This is a genomic window from Kitasatospora sp. NPDC004531, assembly GCF_053602195.1.
Window position 1 is genome coordinate 1 of sequence record NZ_JBSGDD010000062.1, and the last position, 20847, is coordinate 20847.

At 74.7% G+C, this 20847-nt stretch carries 11 protein-coding genes and 1 rRNA gene; 8 read left to right on the forward strand and 4 right to left on the reverse strand.

The window, feature by feature from the left end; translation table 11 throughout:
- The 6 genes from rrf to ACWEMJ_RS23100 all read left to right on the forward strand — a co-directional run.
- Positions 1 to 91 (forward strand): 5S ribosomal RNA (gene rrf, locus ACWEMJ_RS23075); the annotation flags it as partial.
- Between the two features lie 218 nt (positions 92 to 309).
- On the forward strand, positions 310 to 3567 hold the full coding sequence (locus tag ACWEMJ_RS23080; RefSeq protein WP_452138993.1) for an FtsX-like permease family protein: 3258 nt from the start codon (positions 310 to 312) through the stop codon (positions 3565 to 3567).
- Positions 3564 to 6485: a hypothetical protein gene (locus tag ACWEMJ_RS23085; RefSeq protein WP_452138994.1), complete on the forward strand. Its 2922-nt coding sequence runs from the start codon at positions 3564 to 3566 to the stop codon at positions 6483 to 6485. Before ACWEMJ_RS23080 ends, ACWEMJ_RS23085 begins: the two co-directional genes overlap by 4 nt.
- A gap of 81 nt (positions 6486 to 6566) precedes the next feature.
- Positions 6567 to 8807 (forward strand): SF1B family DNA helicase RecD2, encoded by a 2241-nt coding sequence (gene recD2, locus ACWEMJ_RS23090; RefSeq protein WP_452138995.1) that lies wholly within the window; start codon positions 6567 to 6569, stop codon positions 8805 to 8807.
- Between the two features lie 184 nt (positions 8808 to 8991).
- A complete protein-coding gene (locus tag ACWEMJ_RS23095) occupies positions 8992 to 10281 on the forward strand; it encodes a citrate synthase (RefSeq protein ID WP_452138996.1) in 1290 nt (429 codons plus the stop codon).
- A 534-nt stretch (positions 10282 to 10815) separates the two neighbouring features.
- Positions 10816 to 11535, forward strand: a complete 720-nt coding sequence (locus ACWEMJ_RS23100) for an SDR family NAD(P)-dependent oxidoreductase (RefSeq protein ID WP_452138997.1) — start codon at positions 10816 to 10818, stop codon at positions 11533 to 11535.
- A 10-nt stretch (positions 11536 to 11545) separates the two neighbouring features.
- Here ACWEMJ_RS23100 and ACWEMJ_RS23105 read toward each other — a convergent pair whose 3' ends face one another.
- Positions 11546 to 13795, reverse strand: coding sequence for a heavy metal translocating P-type ATPase (locus ACWEMJ_RS23105; RefSeq protein WP_452138998.1), 2250 nt, complete (start codon positions 13793 to 13795; stop codon positions 11546 to 11548).
- Positions 13796 to 13858: 63 nt separating this feature from the next.
- Positions 13859 to 14077, reverse strand: coding sequence for a heavy-metal-associated domain-containing protein (locus ACWEMJ_RS23110; protein WP_452138999.1), 219 nt, complete (start codon positions 14075 to 14077; stop codon positions 13859 to 13861).
- A gap of 252 nt (positions 14078 to 14329) precedes the next feature.
- On the opposite strand from ACWEMJ_RS23110, the gene ACWEMJ_RS23115 reads away from it, so the two are divergent.
- Positions 14330 to 15505: a PP2C family protein-serine/threonine phosphatase gene (locus ACWEMJ_RS23115; RefSeq protein ID WP_452139000.1), complete on the forward strand. Its 1176-nt coding sequence runs from the start codon at positions 14330 to 14332 to the stop codon at positions 15503 to 15505.
- Positions 15506 to 15511: 6 nt separating this feature from the next.
- Here ACWEMJ_RS23115 and ACWEMJ_RS23120 read toward each other — a convergent pair whose 3' ends face one another.
- Positions 15512 to 17200, reverse strand: a complete 1689-nt coding sequence (locus ACWEMJ_RS23120) for a bifunctional 3'-5' exonuclease/DNA polymerase (protein WP_452139001.1) — start codon at positions 17198 to 17200, stop codon at positions 15512 to 15514.
- 143 nt (positions 17201 to 17343) lie between these two features.
- Here ACWEMJ_RS23120 and ACWEMJ_RS23125 point away from each other — a divergent pair, with 143 nt between their 5' ends.
- Positions 17344 to 19368: a M3 family metallopeptidase gene (locus ACWEMJ_RS23125; RefSeq protein ID WP_452139002.1), complete on the forward strand. Its 2025-nt coding sequence runs from the start codon at positions 17344 to 17346 to the stop codon at positions 19366 to 19368.
- 57 nt (positions 19369 to 19425) lie between these two features.
- Here ACWEMJ_RS23125 and ACWEMJ_RS23130 read toward each other — a convergent pair whose 3' ends face one another.
- Positions 19426 to 20610, reverse strand: a complete 1185-nt coding sequence (locus ACWEMJ_RS23130) for a glycoside hydrolase family 5 protein (protein WP_452139003.1) — start codon at positions 20608 to 20610, stop codon at positions 19426 to 19428.
- Positions 20611 to 20847 lie beyond the last annotated feature (237 nt).

A 20847-nucleotide genomic window follows, 5' to 3' on the forward strand; every position in this document is an offset into this window, starting at 1 on the left:
GCCCGGTTACATTCCGAACCCGGAAGCTAAGCCTCACAGCGCCGATGGTACTGCAGGGGGGACCCTGTGGGAGAGTAGGACGCCGCCGAACAATTTTTCTGGGAAAGCCCCCCGCCATTCTTGGCGGGGGGCTTTTTCGCGTTTTCAGGGTTGCCCGCGCGGGGGGTTGGAGGCAGACTGCCCGTCATCGAGATTGGTCCAGACCATCGGCGGCGGGAGGGCTTCGGGGGAATGGGAGCGGACGGGTGGGGTTCGCCTGCGGGGGTTCGGCGGGCGGGTCAGCACGGGGTGGTGCTGGGCGCTGCTGCTGTGACGGTGTTGGTGGCGGTGGCGGTGTTGACGGCGCTGACCGCCCTGACCGGGAGTTCGGTGGCGCAGGGGATGCGGCACCGGTTGGCGGCGGATTCCCGGTTCTCGCTGTCGGTGTCGGGGCGGTACGTCGAGGGCGGCGACACGGCGGCGGACGCGTCGGTGCGGGCGGCGTTGCACCGGGCGTTGCCGGGGATGCCGGCGGAGATCGAGGTGGCGCTGCACGGGACGATGCCGCTCCGGACGCCGTTGCCGGAGGTGGCGGGGGCGGCGTCCTCCTCGTTGGGGCTGGCGATGGTGCCGTTGGCGGTGACGGATCCGCAGCGGGTGGCGGAGTTGGCGCAGGGGGCCTGGCCGACGGGGCTGGAGCAGGTGGCGGTCTCGGAGGCGGCGGCGCGTCGGCTGGGGGTGTCGGTGGGGGCGAAGCTGCCGTTGACGCTGCCGTCGGGGGCGATGTCGGCGGTGACGGTGAGCGGCGTGTACCGGGAGCTGCCGGCGGCGGAGCGGCTGTGGCGGGCGTGGGGGCCGACGTCCTCGACGGAGTCGCGGACGGGGTTGCTGCTGGCGTCCCAGGAGTTCCTGCGGACGCATCCGCTGCTGCGTGACGAGGTCGACGTCCAGTGGACGGCGCTGCCGGAGCCGGGGCAGTTGCGGCCGGAGGGGCTGGGGCTGCTGCGGGAGCGGGTGGAGCGGCTGACGGGGGGTGATGTGAATCGGGCGGTGTTCCGCGGGGCGGAGCCTTCGCTGAAGAGTCTGCGGTCGTCGAGCAACCTGCCGGCGGCGTTGGCCGATCTGCGGTCGCCGATGATGGTGGCGCGGTCGGGGATGCTGGTGCCGGTGACGATGCTGGCGGTGCTGTCGGCGGTGACGATGGTGTTGACGGCACGTCAACTCACCGATTTCCGGCGGGCGGAGCTGCTGTTGCAGTTGGCGCGCGGTTCGGGCCGGGCGCGGCTGTTGGGTGCTGCGGCGGCGGAGTGGGCGCTGTGCACGGTGCCGGCGGCGCTGCTGGGCGTGTGGGCGGCGGGGCCGCTGCTGCGGCTGCTGGAGCGGCTGGGGCTGCCGGTGGACGGGGCGGCCGACCAGGCGGCCGGCCCGGCGGCGTGGGCGGTGGCGGGCGTCGCGCTGGTGCTGCACGGGTGTGCGGCGCTGCTGCCGGTGCTGTGGACGTCGGACGGCGGTGAGCGGGAGACCCCGTCGCGCGGTGGCCGGCGGGCGGTGGCGCAGCGGGCCGGGGCGGATCTGGTGCTGGCGGCGGTGGCGGTGCTGGCGTACCTGCAACTGCGGCAGTACGAGGGCCTGTTGAGTCCGGCGTCGAGTGCGGTGGGGTTCGATCCGGTGCTGGTGGCGGCGCCGGTGGTGATGACGGTGGCGGCGGCGTTGCTGTTGTTGCGGCTGTTGCCGCCGTTGGGGCGGGCGTTGGAGTCGTTGGCGGGGCGTGGGCGGGGTCTGGTGGCTCCGTTGAGCGGTTGGCAGGTGAGTCGGGGCCGGGCGGGTCAGGCGGCGCCGGTGCTGCTGATGGCGTTGGCGTTGGCGGTGGGGGCGTTGACGACGACGGCGATCGCGGGCGAGGGGCCGAGCGATCGGGATCGGGCGGCGTTCGAGCTGGGCGCGGATCTGCGGGTGACGGGCGGGGAGTTGCCGCCGGGCGCGCGACGGGGGGCGCTGGCGGCGGTGCCGGGGGTGGCGGCGGTGACGCCGGTGGCCGAGGCGGCGGGTCAGGTGGACGGCGCGGAGGCGGTGGTGCTGGCGGTGGACACGGCGGCGGTGCAGCCGGTCGCGACTTCGGAGCGGATGGTGCCGGGGGCCTGGACGCACAGCGTTCCGGCGGTCCGGGCGGATCTCGAACCGGGTTCGCTGGCGGGGCAGTTGGCGTTGTTGCGGAAGGACGTGCCGGTGCACGGGATGCCCTTGGAGGGGCGTCCGTCGGAGGTGAAGGCGCGGGTGGCGGTGTCGGCGGCGGACCGGGTGGGGGCGGTCCGGCTGGTGGTGCGGGTGGAGGATGCGAGCGGCCTGGTGACGGAGGTGCAGGCGGAGGTGGCGGCGGACGGCGTGGCCCGGACGGTGTCGCTGCCGTTGGCGTCGGGGTCGCTGCACTATCCGTTGCAGGTGACGGGGTTGGGGCTGCGGACGGCGGCGCGGGGCTTTCCGCGGGCGACGCTGCGGCTGACGGTGTCGGGCATCGAGGGGGCGACGGTGCCGGCGGGGGCGCGCTGGGTGGACGTCACCCGGGGCGACGTCAGTGCGAGCGGCCTGGGGTGTCCGGGGCAGTCGGTGGTGGAGCCGAGCTCGCGGCGGATCGACGCGGGCGTCTGCGAGATCGAGGACGCCGAGGCGGGCAGGCTGCTGTCGGCGGTGGTGCGCGGGGCGGAGCCGGCGCAGTTGGAGGCGGCGGACGGGGTGTCGTTCGGGCTGGCACCGGCGGATACGCCGAAGCGGGTGCAGGGGATGAGCCGGACCGGGTTCCTGGTGCCGGCGCTGGTGAACGAGGCGTTCCTGCGCGGGACGCATTCCGTGCGGGGCGGTGTGGTGCGGCTGAGCGCCGGTGACGAGGACCAGTTCGGCCTGCGGATCGTCGGGGTGCTGCCCGACGTCCCGGGCGGCGGCGACCGGGATCGGCCGCAGGCGCTGGTGGACCTGCCGGCGCTGTCGGCGGCGCGGGCGGAGCTGGGGCTGCCGCCGGTGACGGACGGGTGGTGGCTGCTCGCGGCGGAGTCGAGGTCGGGGATGGCGGAGGCGGAGCGGGTGATCGCGGCGGATCCGCGGCTGGGCCGGGTGGAGAGCGTCCGGTCGGTGGCCGAGGAGCTGTCGGCGGATCCGTTCCGGTCGGGGCGGCGCAGTGCGCTGGTGCTGTCGCTGGTGTTGTCGCCGGTGTTCGCGGTGGCCGGGTTCACGGTGCACGCGGTGGGGTCGGCGCGGGCGCGGCGGCGGGAGTTCGCGGTGCTGCGGGCGATCGGTGTGCGGCGCCGGCAGTTGGCGGGGGTGCTGCGGTTGGAGCAGTTGGTGGTGGTGGGTTTCGCGGTGCTGCTGGGCGGGGCGCTGGGGGTGGCGTTGGCGGCGGTGGTGCTGCCGTTGATCGTGGTCGACGGCGGTGGCCGGGCGGTGTTCCCGTCGCTGGAGTTGACGGTGGGCTGGGGTTGGACGGCGGCGGTGGTGCTGGCGACCGGCCTGGGGGTGGCCGCGGTGGTGCTGGTGCTGTCGCGGATGTTGGCGCGGGTGGATCTGGCGCGTGAGCTGCGGGCGGGGGAGAGCGGATGAGCGGGCGGGGCGGGTTCGGGGGCTGGCGTCCGGCGCTGCGGGAGGCCCGGGCGGGGTGGCCGGTGCTGGTGGTGCTGGCGGTGCTGTCGGCGGTGCTGACGGTGGCGTCGCTGCTGTGGCCGCCGGTGTTCGACGGCCTGGCGACGAAGGAGTTGGCCCGCCGGCTGGTGGTGGGGCAGGTGGACGGTCCGCTGGTGGTGGCCCGGGCGTCGTTGAACGCGCCGCGGGACCGGACGGGGCAGTCCACGGCGCCGCAGTTCGGCACGTTGGACAGCGACCTGACGCGGGTCGGGGAGGGCGTCCGGCAGGGTGCGACGGGCGAGTTGGCGCACACCCTGGTGCGGGTGTCGGGCTGGGTGCAGAGCGACGGCCTGGCGCTGTCCGGAGACGGGGTGCCCAGGCCGCACGGCACGGATGGCCAGGTGTCGCTGGCGTACGCGCAGGACGCCGCCGACCGGGTGCGCTGGGTGGCGGGCCGGGCGCCGGGGCAGCCGGCGGGCGCGAAGGAGGCGCCGATCGAACTCGGCATGTCGCGCCACGGGTTGGAGAAGTTCGGCCTGGCGGTCGGCCAGAAGGTGCTGATGTCGGGGCGGACGGGGGCCACCGAGGCGGTGGTCGTCGGCGAGTTCGCGCCGCTCGACGGCTCGGACGACCTGTGGCGTGAACTCCCGTTGCTGAACGAGCCGATGGACGCGCCGGAGCCGAACGGGTACGTCCGCTACGGGCAGGCGATGGTCGCCCCGGCGGGGCTGGAGGCGTTGGAGGCGCGCGGGTCGCTGTCGCTGTCGGCGACCTGGGCCGTGGAGGCGGCGGAGCAGCCGTGGGGGACCGGCGGCACCGCCGCCGGCGTGCGTGAACTGTCCGGCGGAATACGGGAGTTCAGCAGGGCGGCGGTGACCAGGGTGTGCGGCGAGATCGTCTCGGACGGGCTGCCCTGCCCGGCGGGCGTGCGGACGGTGTCGCCGCCGCAGGTGCAGGAGCGGCTGTCGGTGCTGGTGGACCGGTTCGCGGACCAGCGGGCCCGCACGGTGACGCTGCAGTCCTTCGCGCTGGCCGGGCTGTTGGCGATCGGGGTGGCCACGGCGGTGGCGGCGGCCCGGCTGGGTGCGCGGCGCCGGGAGGGGGCGCTGGCGCTCCAGCGGGCGCGCGGGGCGGGTGAGCCCGCGCTGGCGGCGGTGCGGCTGCTGGAGGCCGTTCCGGCGGTGCTGCTGGGGGTGTTGGCGGGCTGGGCGGTGTCCGGGCCGTTGGCCGGGGGCCGTCCGCTCGGTGCGTGGTGGCCGGTGTCGGCGACGGCCGTGCTGGTCGCGGCCGCGCCCGCGGTGGCGGTGTGGTGGCAGGGCCGGGCGGTGCGCCGGGCGGGCCGGGAGCCGGTGCGGCGGCGGGGCGTGAAGCGGGCGTTGGGCCTGTCCGGCCGGCCGGTCGCGGAGGGTGCGGTGCTGGCGTTGGCGGTGGTGGGCGTGCTGCAGCTGCGGCTGCGCGGTGCGGCGCCGTCCGGAGCGGCCGGTCCGGATCTCCAACTGGCGCTGGTGCCGGTGGTGTTGGGCCTGGCGGTGGTGGTCGTGGTGCTGCGGGTGTACCCGGTGCCGCTGCGGGCGCTGACCGGCTGGGCGCGGCGGGGGCGCGGCACGGTGGCGCTGGTCGGCCTGTCGCAGGCGGGCCGGCGGTCCGCGGCGGCGGCGACCGCGCTGCTGGTGCTGGTGCCCGCGCTGGGCTGCGCGGTGTTCGGCGCGCTGGTGTCGGGGACGGTCCGCGAGGGCCGGCTGGAGGCCGCGCAGTGGCGCACCGGCGGTGACGCGGTGGTCCTCGGTCCGGCCCAACGCCCTTTGCCGCTGGAGGAGTTGGCGAAGGTCCCGGGTGTCGGCGGGGTGCTGCCGGTGCGCGGTGGTGTGGCGTCGCTGACCGCCGACGAGGACGGTTCGGCGGTCAAGGGCGTGGGCCTGGTCGGGGTGGACCAGGCGGTGCTGGCGAAGCTGGAGCCGGGCTCCCCGGTGGCGGCGGCGCTGGCCGGCGCGGGCCTGTCGGCGCCGCTCGCCGCCGGGGCGGAGCTGCCCGCGCTGGCCGACGCCAGGACGGCGGCGCGCTTCCCGGAGGGGTCGTTCGACGCGGACGCGGGGTCGACCAGGTTCCGGGTCCGGATCGTCGGCGTGCTGCCCGCCGGGGCGGAACGCGACCGGGCGCTCGGCCCGGTGGTCGGCGAGGTCGCCGGCGGGCCCCTGCTGGTCTTCGGCGGCCCGGCGGCCGAGCGCCTGCCCGGCCAGACCGGCCGGCGCAACGCGGCGGTGCTGTTCGCCGACCCGGGCCGCCCGGGCTCGGCGGAGGGCGCCCGGCGGATCGACGCCGACCGCCTGCGGGCGGTGGTGGCGTCGTCGGCGGCGACCGGGGGCGCGGGCGGCGGCGGGGGCGTGGGCGGTGCGGTGCTGCGCGGCGCGCCGGTCGAAGTCCGGGATCTGGCGCAGCAGTTGAGGGAGTCGACGGAGGACGGGCTGGTGCCCGCGCTGGAGCTGGCGTTCCGCGCGGCGGCGGCGATCGGCCTGCTCCTCGGGCTGGCCGCGGTCGTGCTGGAGCTGCTGCTCGGCTCCGCGGAACGCGGCCGGACGCTGGCCTACCTGCGGACGCTGGGGCTGGGCGCGAGGGCGGCGGCGGGCGTCCAACTGGTGCAGCTGCTCCCGGTGATGGCGGCGGCCGTGATCGGTGGGACGCTGCTCGGCCTGGGCCTGCCGTGGCTGCTGGGCCCGGCCCTGGAGCTGCGCGCGTTCACGGCGGGGCCGGGGGCGCCGGCGCTCGCCCCGGACTGGACGGCCGTCGCCGCGGCCGCGCTGGGCCTGCTGGTGCTGGTCCCGTGCGCCGCCGCCCTGGAGGGCGCGGCGGGGCGGCGTCGCGTCCCGCAGCTGCTGCGGCTCGGTGAAGGGGCGCAGTAGCCGTGCGGGCCCGCCGGGGCTGTCGGTGGCGCGCGGTAGGTTCTTCGTCGCGGTGTGTCCTGATTGCTTGTGAGGTGTCCGGTGCAGCTGGCGCAGGTGGAGGGGGTCCTGGAGCGGATCACGTACGCCAATGAGGAGACGGGGTACACGGTCGCGCGGGTGGACACCGGGCGGGGGGCGAACGACCTGTTGACGGTGGTCGGGGCGCTGCTCGGGGCGCAGGTGGGGGAGAGTCTGCGGCTGTTCGGGCGGTGGGGGTCGCATCCGCAGTACGGGCGGCAGTTCACGGTGGAGAACTACACGACGGTGCTGCCGGCCACCGTGCAGGGCATCCAGCGGTATCTGGGCTCGGGGCTGATCAAGGGCATCGGGCCGCGGTTCGCGGAGCGGATCGTGGCCCGGTTCGGGGTGGAGACCCTGGAGGTGATCGAGAACGAGCCGAAGCGGTTGATCGAGGTGCCGGGCCTGGGCCCGAAGCGCACGAAGATGATCGCCAAGGCGTGGGAGGAGCAGAAGTCCATCAAGGAGGTGATGGTCTTCCTGCAGAGCGTCGGGGTGTCGACGTCGCTGGCGGTGCGGATCTACAAGCAGTACGCGGACGCGTCGATCGGGGTGGTGAAGAACCAGCCGTACCGCCTGGCGGCGGACGTGTGGGGCATCGGCTTCCTGACGGCGGACCGGATCGCGCAGGCGGTGGGCATCCCGCACGATTCGCCGGAGCGGGTGAAGGCGGGCCTGCAGTACGCGCTGTCGCAGTCGACCGACCAGGGGCACTGCTACCTGCCGGAGGAGCGGCTGATCGCGGACGGCGTGAAGCTGCTGCAGGTGGACGTGGGCCTGGTGATCGACTGCCTGGCGGAGCTGGTCGCCGCGGAGGGGGTGGTGCGCGAGCGGCTGCCGGGCGGCGACGGGCAGCCGATCACCGCCGTGTACCTGGTGCCGTTCCACCGGGCGGAGATCTCGCTGGCGGCCCAGCTGGTGCGGCTGCTGCGGGCGGGCGAGGACCGGATGCCGTGGTTCCGCGAGGTGGACTGGCCGGCGGCGCTCGGCTGGCTGGCGAAGCGCACGGGCGCCGAACTCGCCCCGGAGCAGGAGCAGTCGGTGCGCCTGGCGCTGACCGAGAAGGTCGCGGTGCTGACCGGCGGGCCGGGCTGCGGCAAGTCGTTCACGGTGAAGTCGATCGTCCAGCTGGCGTTGGCGAAGCGCGCGAAGGTGGTGCTGGCGGCGCCGACCGGGCGGGCGGCGAAGCGGCTGGCGGAGCTGACCGGCGCGGAGGCGTCCACGGTGCACCGGCTGTTGGAGCTGAAGCCCGGCGGCGACGCGGCGTTCGACCGGGACCGGCCGCTGGACGCGGACCTGGTGGTGGTGGACGAGGCGTCGATGCTGGACCTGATCCTGGCGAACAAACTGGTCAAGGCGGTCGCCCCGGGCGCGCACCTGCTGTTCGTGGGGGACGTGGACCAGCTGCCGTCGGTGGGCGCGGGCGAGGTGCTGCGCGACCTGCTGTCGCCGGGCAGCCCGATCCCGTCGGTGCGGCTGACCCGGATCTTCCGGCAGGCGCAGCAGTCCGGCGTGGTGGTGAACGCGCACCGGATCAACGAGGGCCTGCCGCCGCTGACGGACGGCCTGCCGGACTTCTTCCTGTTCGCGGAGGACGACGCGGAGCGCGCGGCGGGCCTGACGGTGGACGTGGTGGCCCGGCGCATCCCGCAGCGTTTCGGGCTGGACCCGCGGCGCGACGTCCAGGTGCTGGCGCCGATGCACCGCGGCCCGGCGGGGGCGGGGGCGCTGAACACGCTGCTCCAGTCGGCGGTCACGCCGGCCCGGGAGGGGCTGGCGGAGCGACGGTTCGGCGGGCGGACGTTCCGGGTGGGCGACAAGGTGACGCAGATCCGGAACAACTACGACAAGGGGCGCAGTGGCGTCTTCAACGGCACCGTGGGCGTGGTGACGTCGCTGAGCGTCGACGACCAGCGGCTGACGGTGCTGACCGACGAGGACGAGGAGATCGGCTACGACTTCGACGAGTTGGACGAGTTGGCGCACGCGTACGCGGTGACGATCCACCGTTCGCAGGGCAGTGAGTACCCGGCGGTGGTGATTCCCGTCACGACCTCGGCGTGGACGATGCTCCAGCGCAACCTGCTGTACACCGCGGTGACGCGGGCGAAGAAGCTGGTGGTGCTGGTGGGGTCCAGGAAGGCGATCGGGCAGGCGGTGCGGGCGGTGAGCGCGGGCCGGCGGCACTCGGCTCTGGACCACAGATTGGCGGCCGGGCATGGATCAGGGGGTACGGTACGTTCAGAGGTTGTCTTGACGTGAAGAGATTTAGGGCGGAACCTGGTCTGGTGCCGATCTTGTCCGGTTCACACCGGCTGCGGCAGCAGAGTTTGTAGGCCCTGGTCCTTTCCGGGGTCGCCCCCGGTGCGCGGCCGTCCTTCGGGTGGGGGATCGTTGAGACAGTCAGGGCAGTCGGATGAGGACCAATTTCGTCGGTGAGGAAGACGTGAGCGACAAATCGGTAGTACTGCGGTACCAGGACGGCGAGTACGAGTTCCCCGTCGTCGAGAGCACTGCGGGCAACGCCGGCTTCGACATCTCGAAGCTGCTTCCGCAGACCGGCCTGGTCACCCTGGACAACGGTTTCGGCAACACCGCCGCCAACAAGTCCGCGATCACCTTCATTGACGGTGACGCCGGCATCCTGCGTTACCGCGGCTACCCGATCGAGCAGCTGGCCGGCGAGGCCAACTTCATCGAGACCGCCTACCTGCTGATCAACGGTGAACTGCCGAACGCCGGCGAGCTGGCCGCGTTCAGCAACGAGATCACCCAGCACACCCTGCTGCACGAGGACGTCAAGCGCTTCTTCCAGGGCTTCCCGCGGGACGCGCACCCGATGGCGATGCTGTCCTCGGTGGTCGGCGCGCTCTCCACCTTCTACCCGGAGAGCCACAACCCGTTCGACGCGGACCAGCGCCACCTGTCGACGGTGCGCCTGCTGGCGAAGCTGCCGACGATCGCGGCGTACGCGTACAAGAAGGCGGTGGGCCAGCCCTTCGTCTACCCGCGCAACGACCTCGGCTACGTCGAGAACTTCCTGCGGATGACCTTCGCCGTCCCGGCCGAGGACTACGAGCTGAACCCGGTCGTGGTCAACGCCCTGGACAAGCTGTTCATCCTGCACGCCGACCACGAGCAGAACTGCTCCACCTCGACGGTGCGCCTGGTCGGCTCCTCGCACGCCAACCTGTTCGCCTCGATCTCGGCGGGCATCTCGGCGCTGTGGGGCCCGCTGCACGGCGGCGCCAACCAGGCCGTGCTGGAGATGCTGGAGCAGATCCAGAAGGACGGCGGCGACGTCGACGCCTTCATCCGCAAGGTGAAGAACCGCGAGGACGGCGTCAAGCTGATGGGCTTCGGCCACCGCGTCTACAAGGCGTTCGACCCGCGCGCCGCGCAGGTCAAGGTGCTCGCCCACGAGGTGCTGGCCCAGCTCGGCAAGTCCGACGAGCTGCTGGAGATCGCCCTCAAGCTGGAGGCGCACGCGCTCCAGGACGACTTCTTCGTCTCGCGCAAGCTCTACCCGAACGTGGACTTCTACACGGGTCTGATCTACCGCGCGATGGGCTTCCCGACCAGCATGTTCACCGTGCTGTTCGCGCTCGGCCGGCTGCCCGGCTGGATCGCCCAGTGGCACGAGATGATCAAGGACCCGACCAGCCGGATCGGCCGCCCGCGGCAGATCTACACCGGCGTCGAGATCCGCGACTACGTGCCGCTCGACGCCCGCTGAGCGAGCCGCACCCGGTACGTACGAAGGGGCCCGGCCCCCTGCCACCCGATGAGGGAGGCGGGGGCCGGGCCCCTTCGTCGCGTCTCGTGCGGCGCGGCGCACGTCGTCGTGTGTCTCTGTGCGGCGCGGCGCACGTCGTCGTGTGTCTGTGCGGTGTGGCGCACGGCGCCCGGGACGATCCGGGTGGGGAACGGCCGCTCAAAGCAATCCCCGGGCTCCCGGCTCCGGCCCGGCGCCGTGCGCGAAGGCCGCCGACGAATCGACGACCGTCCGGGGCCCGCCGGAGCCCCGCTCTACAAAAGGTAAGACGTACCAGGGGGCGCAGAGTTACGCCAGGGGGGTGTGAGTTGCCTCTCTCCACTCTCCGTGTGCATCCGCGCACCCGTACGGCGGAGCGCATATCACACCGCACGCCCGCTGCGCGCCTTCACCCACCCCGCAGACGCCGCAACCCAGCGTGATAGGAATCGTGGCAATCCGGTACGGACCGCCTGCCATCCGCTGAGCGGTGAACGGTCAGGGAGGGAGTGCGCTGTGGCCAGGAACGTTGTAGTCACCGGTGGAGGCACCGGAATCGGTTTCGAGGTGGCCCGGCGCTTCGCCGAGGCCGGCGAGCGGGTGGTGATCGTCGGCCGCCGCCCCGGGGTCCTCGACCACGCCGCCGCCGAGCTCGGCCCGAACGTCACCCCGCTGGTCTGCGACCTGGCCGACCCGGACGCCGTGGAGGCCGCGCTGGCCGCGCTGCCCGCCCGGATCGACGTCCTGGTCAACAACGCGGGCAGCCGGGAGACCGTGTTCGGGGCCGGCCCGCACGCCGTACTGGCCCGCTGGCGGGGCGACTTCGAGCGCAACGTGCTGACCGCCGTGCTGCTCACCGAGTCCATCCGCGACCGGCTCACCCCCGGCTCCGGCCGGGTCGTCACGGTCTCCTCGATCGCCGCGCTGCGCGGCGCCGGCTCGTACGGGGCGGCGAAGGCCTCGCTGCACGCCTGGAACAACTTCCTGGCCGCCCAGCTCGGCCCGTCCGGCATCACCGCCAACATCGTCGCCCCCGGCACCGTGGCGGGCACCGAGTTCTTCGGGCCGCGCCTGGACGAGGCGGAGGTCGCCCGCCGTTCGGCGCGTACCCTGCTCGGCCGGATCGGCGAGTCCGGGGAGGTCGCCGCCGCCGTGTGCTTCCTGGCCTCCGCGGAGGCCGGGTTCATCACCGGCGAGATCCTGCACTGCAACGGCGGGGAACTGCTCGGCCGTTGAGGCCCTCCGGTCAGGCCGGCCGGAACTTGCGCAGGCGCAGGCTGTTGGTGACCACGAAGACCGAGGAGAACGCCATCGCGGCGCCCGCGACCACCGGGTCGAGCAGGCCGGTGGCGGCCAGCGGGATCGCGGCCACGTTGTAGGCGAAGGCCCAGAACAGGTTGCCCTTGATGGTGGCCAGGGTGCGGCGGGAGAGCCGGATCGCGTCGGCGGCCGAGCGCAGGTCGCCGCGGACCAGGGTCAGGTCGGCGGCCTCGATGGCGGCGTCGGTGCCGGTGCCGATCGCCAGGCCGAGGTCGGCCTGGGCGAGCGCGGCCGCGTCGTTGACGCCGTCGCCGACCATCGCCACCGTCCGGCCCTCCTGCTGGAGGCGGCGCACGGTGGCGACCTTGTCCTCGGGCAGCACCTCGGCGATCACGTCCTCGGCGGGGATGCCGACCTCGGCGGCCACCGACTCCGCGACCGCCCGGTTGTCGCCGGTCAGCAGGAGGGGGCGCAGGCCCAGCGCCCGCAGTTCGGCGATCGCCTCCTCGCTGGTCGGCTTCACCGCGTCCGCGACCTCCAGCACGGCCCGCGCCGCGCCGTCCCAGGCGACCGTGACGGCGGTGCGGCCGGCCCGTTCGGCGGCCGTCCTGGCCCCGGCGAGGGCGGGCGGCAGCGGCAGGTCGGCGAGCAGCGCGGCGCGGCCGGCCAGCACCGCGTGGCCGTCGACCGTGCCCCGCACGCCCAGGCCGGGGACGTTCTCGAAGCCCTCGACCGGCTTCGGACCGCCGAACCGCTCCTCGGCGGCGGCGGCCACGGCCCGGGCGATCGGGTGCTCGGAGGCGTGCTCCAGCGCGCCGGCCAGCCGCAGCGCCTCGTCCTCGGTGGTGCCCTCGGCGGTGTGCACGGCGGTCAGGGTCATCCGGCCGGTGGTGACGGTGCCGGTCTTGTCGAGGAGGACGGTGTCGACCCGGTGGGTCTGCTCCAGCACCTCGGGGCCCTTGATCAGGATGCCGAGCTGGGCGCCGCGGCCGGTGCCGACCATCAGGGCGGTCGGGGTGGCCAGGCCGAGGGCGCAGGGGCAGGCGATGATCAGCACCGCGACGGCGGCGGTGAACGCCTCGGTGGGGCTCCCGCCGGCGAGCAGCCAGACGGTCAGGGTGCCGAGGGCGATCAGGATGACGGCGGGCACGAAGACGGCGGAGATCCGGTCGGCGAGGCGTTGCGCGGCGGCCTTGCCGTTCTGTGCGTCCTCGACCAGCTTGGCCATCCGGGCGAGCCGGGTGTCCGCACCGATGCGGGTGGCCTCGACCACCAGGCGGCCGCCCGCGTTGACGGTCGCGCCGGTGACGGGATCGCCGACGGCGACCTCGACGGGCACGGACTCGCCGGTCAGCATCGAGGCGTCCACGGCGGAGCCGCCCTCGACCACCGTGCCGTCGGTGGCGATCTTCTCGCCCGGGCGGACCACGAAGCGGTCCCCGACGGCCAGTTGCCCGACCGGGACGCGGACCTCGCGGCCGCCGCGCAGCACCGCGACGTCCTTGGCGCCGAGGTCGAGCAGGGCGTGCAGGGCGGCGCCCGCGCGGCGCTTGGAGCGGGCCTCCAGCCAGCGGCCGAGCAGGATCAGGGTGGTGACGGCGGCGGCGGTCTCCAGGTACAGGGCGGAGGAGGCGTCGGTGCGGTCGGCGGTGAAGTCGAAGGAGTGCCGCATGCCGGGCATGCCGGCGTCGCCGCCGAACAGCGCCCACACCGACCAGCCGAAGGCGGCCAGGGTGCCGAGCGAGACCAGGGTGTCCATGGTGGCGGCGCCGTGCCGGGCGTTCGTCCAGGCGGCCCGGTGGAACGGCCATCCGCCGTACACCACGACCGGGCCGGTGAGGGCGAACGCCAGCCACTGCCAGTTGTCGAACTGCAGGGCCGGGACCATCGAGAGCAGCACCACCGGGAGGCTGAGCGCGGCGCTGATCAGCAGCCGGTCGCGCAGCGGGTCCGGTGCCGGCGCCGGCTCGGAGCTCTCGGGCTCCGGCGGGGGCGGGAGTTCGGCGGTGTAGCCGGTCTTCTCCACGGTGGCGATCAGCTCGGCGACGTCGACGCCGGGGCCGAAGTCCACCCGGGCCTTCTCGGTCGCGAAGTTGACGCTGGCCTCGACGCCGTCGATCCGGTTCAGCTTCTTCTCGATCCGGGCGGCGCAGGACGCACAGGTCATGCCGCCGATCGCCAGTTCGACGCGTTCCCGGTGCCCGGTCGGGGCGGTGGGACCGGTGGTGGTGCTCATCGCTTCGTTCTCTCTCGGCGGCGCGGGGGCGGGCGTCCGGGCCGGCCGCCCCCGCGCGGTGGTTCAGGCGGCGCGGCCGACCAGCTCGTAGCCGGCCTCGTCCACGGCGGCGGCGATCTGCTCGTCGCCGAGCGGGGCGTCGGAGGTGACGGTGACGGTGCCGGTCTTGGAGTCGGAGGAGACCGCGGTGACGCCCGGCAGGCCGGAGACCTCGCCGTTGATGGCCTTCTCGCAGTGGCCGCAGCTCATGCCGCTGACGGTGTAGGTGACGGTGCTGGACATGGGAACCTCCGGGACGCTCGCGCTGCTTGTACCAACAGGAACAGCATACCCCCCAGGGGTATTCCGTCCAGGGGTGGCTGACGCTTTTCCGATCGACCGACTTTCCGATGGGCGCGACCCGCGGCCCGCCCCCGAGCCTAGTCCGCGCCCGCCGCCCGCCCGAAGCGACGGGCGGGGCCGCCGCCGGACCGGCCCCGCCCGCTGCTCCGATCGGGCCGGGCGGGACGGACGGGTGTCCGATATGTTCGAAATGTGGCCGATCGACGCCGAGACCGTGCGGGGCCCGCCGGGGCGGACGAGTCGCCCGCCGCCCGGCGCCGCGACGCGCTGCTCGCCGCCGACCTGCAGGACGTTTCCCCGCTGCTGCGCGCCGCACCCGCCCTGCTGGGCATCGGCCTGGTGGCACTGGCCGACGTGGCGGCCGGGACGAGCACCTACCTCGCGCCGCTGATGGTCGTCGTGCCGTCCATCGCGGCGCTCACCCTCAGGCCGCGCGAACTGCTCGCGGTCTGCCTGCTCGGCCTGCTGGTGATGCTCGGCCTCAACCGGTACTACGACCAGGTCACCGCCCCGTCCGACAGCCGCTTCCTGTTCGGCGCGACGGTCAGCTACCTCGTGCTCAGCGCGTTCAGCGCCTTCGTCGCCGAACTGCGGATGCGAAGAGCCCAGGCCTTCGCCGCCGTCAGCTCGGTCGCGGAGGCCGCCCAGCGGGCCCTGCTGCGTCGGCCCGATCCGATCGTCGGACCGCTGCGGCTGTCCGTGCGCTACGTCTCCGCCGCCGACGCCGCCCGGATCGGCGGCGACCTGTACTCCGTCCTGGAGACCCCGCACGGCACCCGGGTGCTGGTCGGGGACGTGCGCGGCAAGGGGCTCGGCGCGGTGCAGACCTCCGCCGTGGTGCTCGGCGCGTTCCGCGAGGCCGCCTACGACGAGGCGCGGCTGCCGGAGGTCGCCGCCCGGATCGAGGCCAGCATGCACCGGCACGTCCCCGACGGGGAGTTCACCACCGCGCTGCTGGCCGGCTTCCGCACGCCCGGCCACGTCGAACTGCTGCACCTCGGCCACGTCCCGCCGATCCGGGTCCGCGCCGACGGCAGCGCCGAGGTGCTGGAGGCCGCCGACCCGTGGCTGCCGCTCGGCCTCGGCGACCTCGCCGCCGGCGCGCCCCGCCCCACCGCCGTCCCGTTCGGTCCCACCGACGTCCTGGTGCTGTGCACCGACGGCGTGATCGAGGCCAGGGGCCGCGCCGACGGAGCCTTCTACCCGCTCTCCGAACGCGCCGGCCCCCTCGTCAAGGACGGCTGGCGCTCCCTCACCGACCTGGACACCGCCGTCGCCCGCCTCTACGCCGACCTGCTCGACCACACCGGCGGCGGCCTCGGCGACGACGCCCTGCTGATGCTGCTCACCCGCCCCGGGCCCGACTGAGCGGGCCTATTTGGCGTCGCCGTAGCAGTCGACGACGGCGGTGGTGAGGGGGAAGCGGACGGGGGTGTCGCCGAAGACCAGGGCGGTGGCCTCGTCGGCGGCGGCGGTGACCTCGGCGGCCACCGTGTCGGCCAGGTCGGCGGGGGTGTGCACCACCACCTCGTCGTGCTGGAAGAACACCAGGTGCGGGCGGTCCGGGCCGGAGTGCAGCGCGGACAGGCGGCGGCGCAGCGCGGCCAGCAGGGCCAGCGCCCAGTCCGCGCCGCTGCCCTGGATGACGAAGTTGCGGGTGAAGCGGCCCCGGGCGCGGGCCGAGCGGCCGGCCGCCTCGCCGGCCTCGGGGGCCTCGGTGAGGTCCAGCCAGTCCGCGGAGGGCGGCGGGCAGACCCGGCCCAGGCGGGAGGAGACCACGCCGCCGTCCTCGCCGGTGCGGGCCGCCGCCTCCACGTAGCCCATCGCGTCCGGGTAGCGGCGGCGCAGCGTGTTCAGCAGCGGGCCGATGCCGCCGCCGGTCTGGCCGTACATCGCGCCCAGCAGGCCCAGCTTGGCCTTCTCCCGGTCGCCCTGGAAGGCGGTGGCGGCGAGCGCCGCGTACAGGTCGCCGCCGGCGGCGGTGCGGGCCAGGCCGCGGTCGCCGGACAGCGCGGCCAGCACCCGGGGCTCCAGCTGCGCGGCGTCCGCGACCACCAGCAGCCAGCCCGGGTCGGCGACCACGGCGCGGCGCATGGTGCGCGGGATCTGCAGCGCGCCGCCGCCCCGGGACGCCCAGCGGCCGGTGACCACGCCGCCCACCACGTACTCGGGGCGGAACCGGCCGCCGCGCGCCCACGCCGCCTGCCAGGCCCAGCCGTGCGCCGTGTGCAGCCGCGACAGCTCCTTGTAGCGGACCATCAGGGCCGCCGCCGGGTGGTCGACCGCCTTCAGCTCCCACGAGCGGGTGGAGGACAGGTGGATGCCGCGCTCGGCGAACGCCCTCAGCACCTGGGTGTGCGAGTCCAGGTTGAACGGCCGGGCACCGAGCGCCTGCTGGACCTCCAGGGCGAGCTCGGACAGCTTCGAGGGCAGGGTGCCTGGAATGGTCGGGCGCGGGCCGAGCAGCTCCGTCAGCAGCGCGTCGTGCACGTCCGCCCGCCACGGCAGCCCGTCGTGCGCCATCTCGCAGGCCAGCAGCGCCCCCGCCGACTCGGCCGCCACCAGCAGCCGGAAGCGGCGCTGGGCCGCCGGGTCGGCGATCGCCGCGAGCCGCCGCAGCTGCTCCGCGTGGACGGCCACGGTGGCCTCCAACGGGTCGGTGCCGGGCGGCAGTTGGAGCCGGTCCGGGGCGAACAGGCCGTCCTCGTCGGGCAGCGGGCCCTCCGGCAGGTCGGCCGGCACCGGCAGCCCGCGCAGCCGCGCCCAGGCCGCGCCCAGCGACCTGGGCGCGCCGAACCGGCCCTCCCGGCCGAGCAGCAGCGCCTCCGTCAGCCGCAGGTCGTGGCAGCGCGCCAGCCGCTCCGGCAGCCCGGCCAGCAGCGGCCCGTACGCGGTGTCGGCCGTCGGCCACACCCAGCGCGGCGCGTGCCGGGCCTCCACCGCGGCCACCGCCTCGGCCAGCCGAGGCGCCTGTTCGGCCGGGCCCAGCGGGGAGCCGTCCTCGGCGAGCGGGCGCAGCCGCCCGCCCGGGCCGTGCGGGTCGGGCACCAGGGCGTAGCGCACGGGCGGCGGCTCCTTCCGAGCGGCGGAACGGGTGTGCGGGCGGACCTGTCGACGGTAGCCGCTACCGGTGACAGCCGCGGCGCGCACCGCAGATGGGGATACGGTGTTCCGCCCGGGCGTCGGGCCCCGTAGGGTCGGCGGTCATGAGCGACAATCCCTTCTTCTCGCCCAGCACCCTGGTGTTCGAGCTTCCGCCCTTCGCCGAGATCCGGGAAGAGCACTACCGTCCGGCGTTCGAGCGAGGCATGGCCGACCAGCTCGCCGAGATCGCCGCGATCGTCGCCGACCCGAATCCGCCGACGTTCGACAACACGGTGGTGGCGCTGGAACGTTCCGGCGCGGTGCTGCGCCGGGTGAGCGTGGCCTTCGAGAACCAGGACTCCTCCGACACCACCCCCGGCGTCCAGGCCCTCGACGCCGAGATCAGCCCGCTGCTGGCCGCGCACTCCGACGCCATCCACCTCGACGCCGCGCTGTTCGCCCGCCTCGACACCCTGTACCGCGACCGCCACGAACTCGGCCTGGACGCCGAGTCGCTGCGCCTGCTGGAGCGCCGCCACACCGCCTTCGTCCGGGCCGGCGCCCGCCTCGACGCGGCCGGCCAGCAGCGCCTGCGCGAGATCAACTCCCAACTGGCCGCCGACGCCGCCGCGTTCCGCAAGAACACGCACGACGCCTCGCTGGCCGGCGCCGTCGTGGTGGACAGCGCCGACGCCCTCGACGGCCTGCCCGCCACCGCGATCGCCGCCGCCGCCGAGAACGCCCGCGCGCTCGGCCAGGACGGCCGCTGGGTGCTCAGCCTGAAGAACTTCTCCAACCAGACCGAACTCGCCCAGCTGACCGACCGCGCCCTGCGCGAGCGCCTGCTCACCGCGTCGCTGAACCGCGGCCTGGACACCAACGGCCCGCTGGCCGTCCGGATGGCCGCGCTGCGCGCCGAACGCGCCGCGCTGCTCGGCCACGGCAGCCACGCCGCGTACGTGGTCGCCGACGAGACCGCCGGCACCGTCGAGGCGGTCGAAGCGATGCTCGGCCGACTGGTCGGACCCGCCGTCGCCAACGCGCAGCGCGAGGCCGCCGAGCTGGCGGCCGCCGCGGCCGCCGACGGCGTCGCCGACTTCGCCGCGCACGACTGGGCGTTCTACGCCGAGAAGGTCCGCGCCGAGCGCTACGACGTGGACACCGCCGCGCTGCGCCCGTACTTCGAGCTGGAGCGGGTGCTGAAGGACGGCGTGTTCTTCGCGGCCGGCCTGGCGTACGGGCTGAGCTTCACCGAGCGCCCCGACCTGACGGCCTACCACGCCGACGCCCGGGTGTTCGAGGTGACGGACGCGGACGGGTCCGCGCTGGGCCTGTTCATCGGCGACTTCTTCGCCCGCGAGTCCAAGCGCGGCGGCGCCTGGATGAACGAACTGGTCTCGCAGTCCCGGCTGCTGGGCCGCAAGCCGGTGGTGGTCAACAACCTGAACATCGCCCGCCCGGCGCCCGGCGAGCCGGCGCTGCTCAGCTGGGACGAGGTGCGCACGCTGTTCCACGAGTTCGGGCACGCGCTGCACGGCCTGTTCTCGGACGTGCAGTACCCGCTGTTCGCCGGCACCGAGGTGCCCCGGGACTTCGTCGAATTCCCGTCCCAGGTCAACGAGATGTGGATGGTCCGGCCCGAGGTGCTGGCCAACTACGCCCGCCACCACGTCACCGGCGAGCCGCTGGACGCCGCGGCGGTGGAGCGGATGCTGGCCGCCGAGAACTACGGGCAGGGCTTCCGGACGGTGGAGTACCTGGCCGCCGCGCTGCTCGACTGGGCGTGGCACTCGCTGCCGGCCGGGGCGGTCGTCGAGGACGCGGAGGAGTTCGAGGCCCGGGCGCTCGCCGAGGCGGGCGTGGCGATGGCGACGGTGCCGCCGCGCTACCGCACCGGGTACTTCAACCACGTGTTCTCGAACGGGTACAGCGCCGGGTACTACGCGTACATCTGGTCCGAGGTGCTGGACGCCGAGACGGTGGAGTGGTTCGGCGGCAACGGGCGCGAGGTGCGCGACAGCGGCGAGCTGTTCCGGGCGGAGCTGCTGTCGCGCGGCGGGAGCCGGGACGCGATGGAGTGTGTGCGGGCGGTGCTGGGGCGGGAGCCCTCGATCGAGCCGCTGCTGGTCCGGCGCGGGCTGGAGTAGGCCGCAGGGCGCGCGGATCCGCTCCGCGCGCCCCTCGGTCCGTCCGCGCGCCCGGCGTCAGTTCTCGAACACCGGCTGGTAGCCCGGCGCGGGGGCGCCGGTGGGGGTGAGGGCGCAGTAGCCGCCGTTGCCGCGGCACCAGTACCACATGGTCCAGGCGGCGGCGAAGCCGTCCATCGCGGCGACCTGGCGGCGGATCAGCTCCGCGTTGCCGGGGGTGGCGGCGCTGGGCGGACCCCACTCGCCGACCAGCACGGGCAGCCGGTGGGCGCGCGGGTAGGCGGTGACGGCGTCGGTGTAGGCCTCGACGAAGCCCCCGGCGGGGTCCCAGTCCCGGCCGGCCTCGACGGCGGTGTCGTAGAAGTGCGGGGCGTAGCCGATCCGGTCCGGTCCGGGCCGGGGGTCGGTGAAGGCGGGGAGCCTGGTGGGCACGCCCTGGCCGACCAGCACGGTGGGCTCGACGAACAGCCAGGCGTCGCGGTCCGCCTCGCGGACCGCCGCGATCAGGCGGCGGTACATGGCGGGCAGCCGGCCCTGTTCGAGGGCGGCGGAGGCGGCGGCGAGGACGGCCGGGTCGGCGGGGTCGCCGTCCACCGGGCCGAACGGCTCGTTGAACAGGTCGTAGCCCAGCAGGGCGCGGTGGCCGCGCAGTTCGCGGGCGACGGTGGTGTACAGGTCGGCCTGGGCGCGCTGCAGGTCGCGGTCGTCGTAGAGGTGGCGGAAGGCGGCCTGGACGGAGGGCTGGAAGTAGCCGGCGAACCAGTCGTCCGGGTCGGGGGTGAACGGCAGGCCGTCGTCGCGGGTGGCCCAGCGGGGAGCGCCGCCGTCGCCGCCGACGAAGTACTGGCCGTAGACGTCCTGGTGGTAGTCGACCACGGCGTACAGGCGGTACTTCTCCGCCCAGTCCAGGATGCGCCTCAGGCGGGCGAGTTGGGCCCGGTCGTAGCGGCCGGGGGCGGGTTCGAGGCGGGCCCAGGAGACGGCGACGCGGATCAGCCGGAAGCCGTGCGAGGCGAGGTCGCGCAGGTCGGCCTCGGTGGTCTCGTCGTACTTGTCGAGGTTGAAGCCGCGCAGGTCGAGGACGCGGCCGTGCCGGTCGGTGAAGGCGGTGCGGCCGTCGGCCAGGGTGGTGGCGGAGACCTTGCGGGCGTCGAACCGGTCGGGGGGCGGGCCGGCCGAGACGGTGCCGAGGACGGCGGCGACGGTGAGCAGCAGGGCGGCGGCGGAGCGGCGGACGCGCACGGGGCACCTCGCGGCGGGGTGGGGGAGGGTGGGGTGCGCCGATCCTGCCGCGAGCCGACCCCGCCGCACAAGAGGTGAGACGGGCTCATGTTTGATGGCGGGTCGGGCTTGCGGTCGGGACTCCGGGCTGGGGCTTCGGTCAGGCCTCCGGGCGGGGTTCGGGCCGCGCTTCGGGTCGGGCTTCGGTCAGGCCTCCGGGCGGGGTTCGGGTCGGGCTTCGGGTCGGGCTTCGGTCCG

Excerpts from the sequence above, each read along its gene's own strand:
- ACWEMJ_RS23085 (WP_452138994.1), top strand. The coding sequence starts at position 3,564 with ATGAGCGGGCGGGGCGGGTTCGGGGGCTGGCGTCCGGCGCTGCGGGAG.
- ACWEMJ_RS23105 (WP_452138998.1), bottom strand. The coding sequence starts at position 13,795 with ATGAGCACCACCACCGGTCCCACCGCCCCGACCGGGCACCGGGAACGC.
- ACWEMJ_RS23110 (WP_452138999.1), bottom strand. The coding sequence starts at position 14,077 with ATGTCCAGCACCGTCACCTACACCGTCAGCGGCATGAGCTGCGGCCAC.
- ACWEMJ_RS23125 (WP_452139002.1), top strand. The coding sequence starts at position 17,344 with ATGAGCGACAATCCCTTCTTCTCGCCCAGCACCCTGGTGTTCGAGCTT.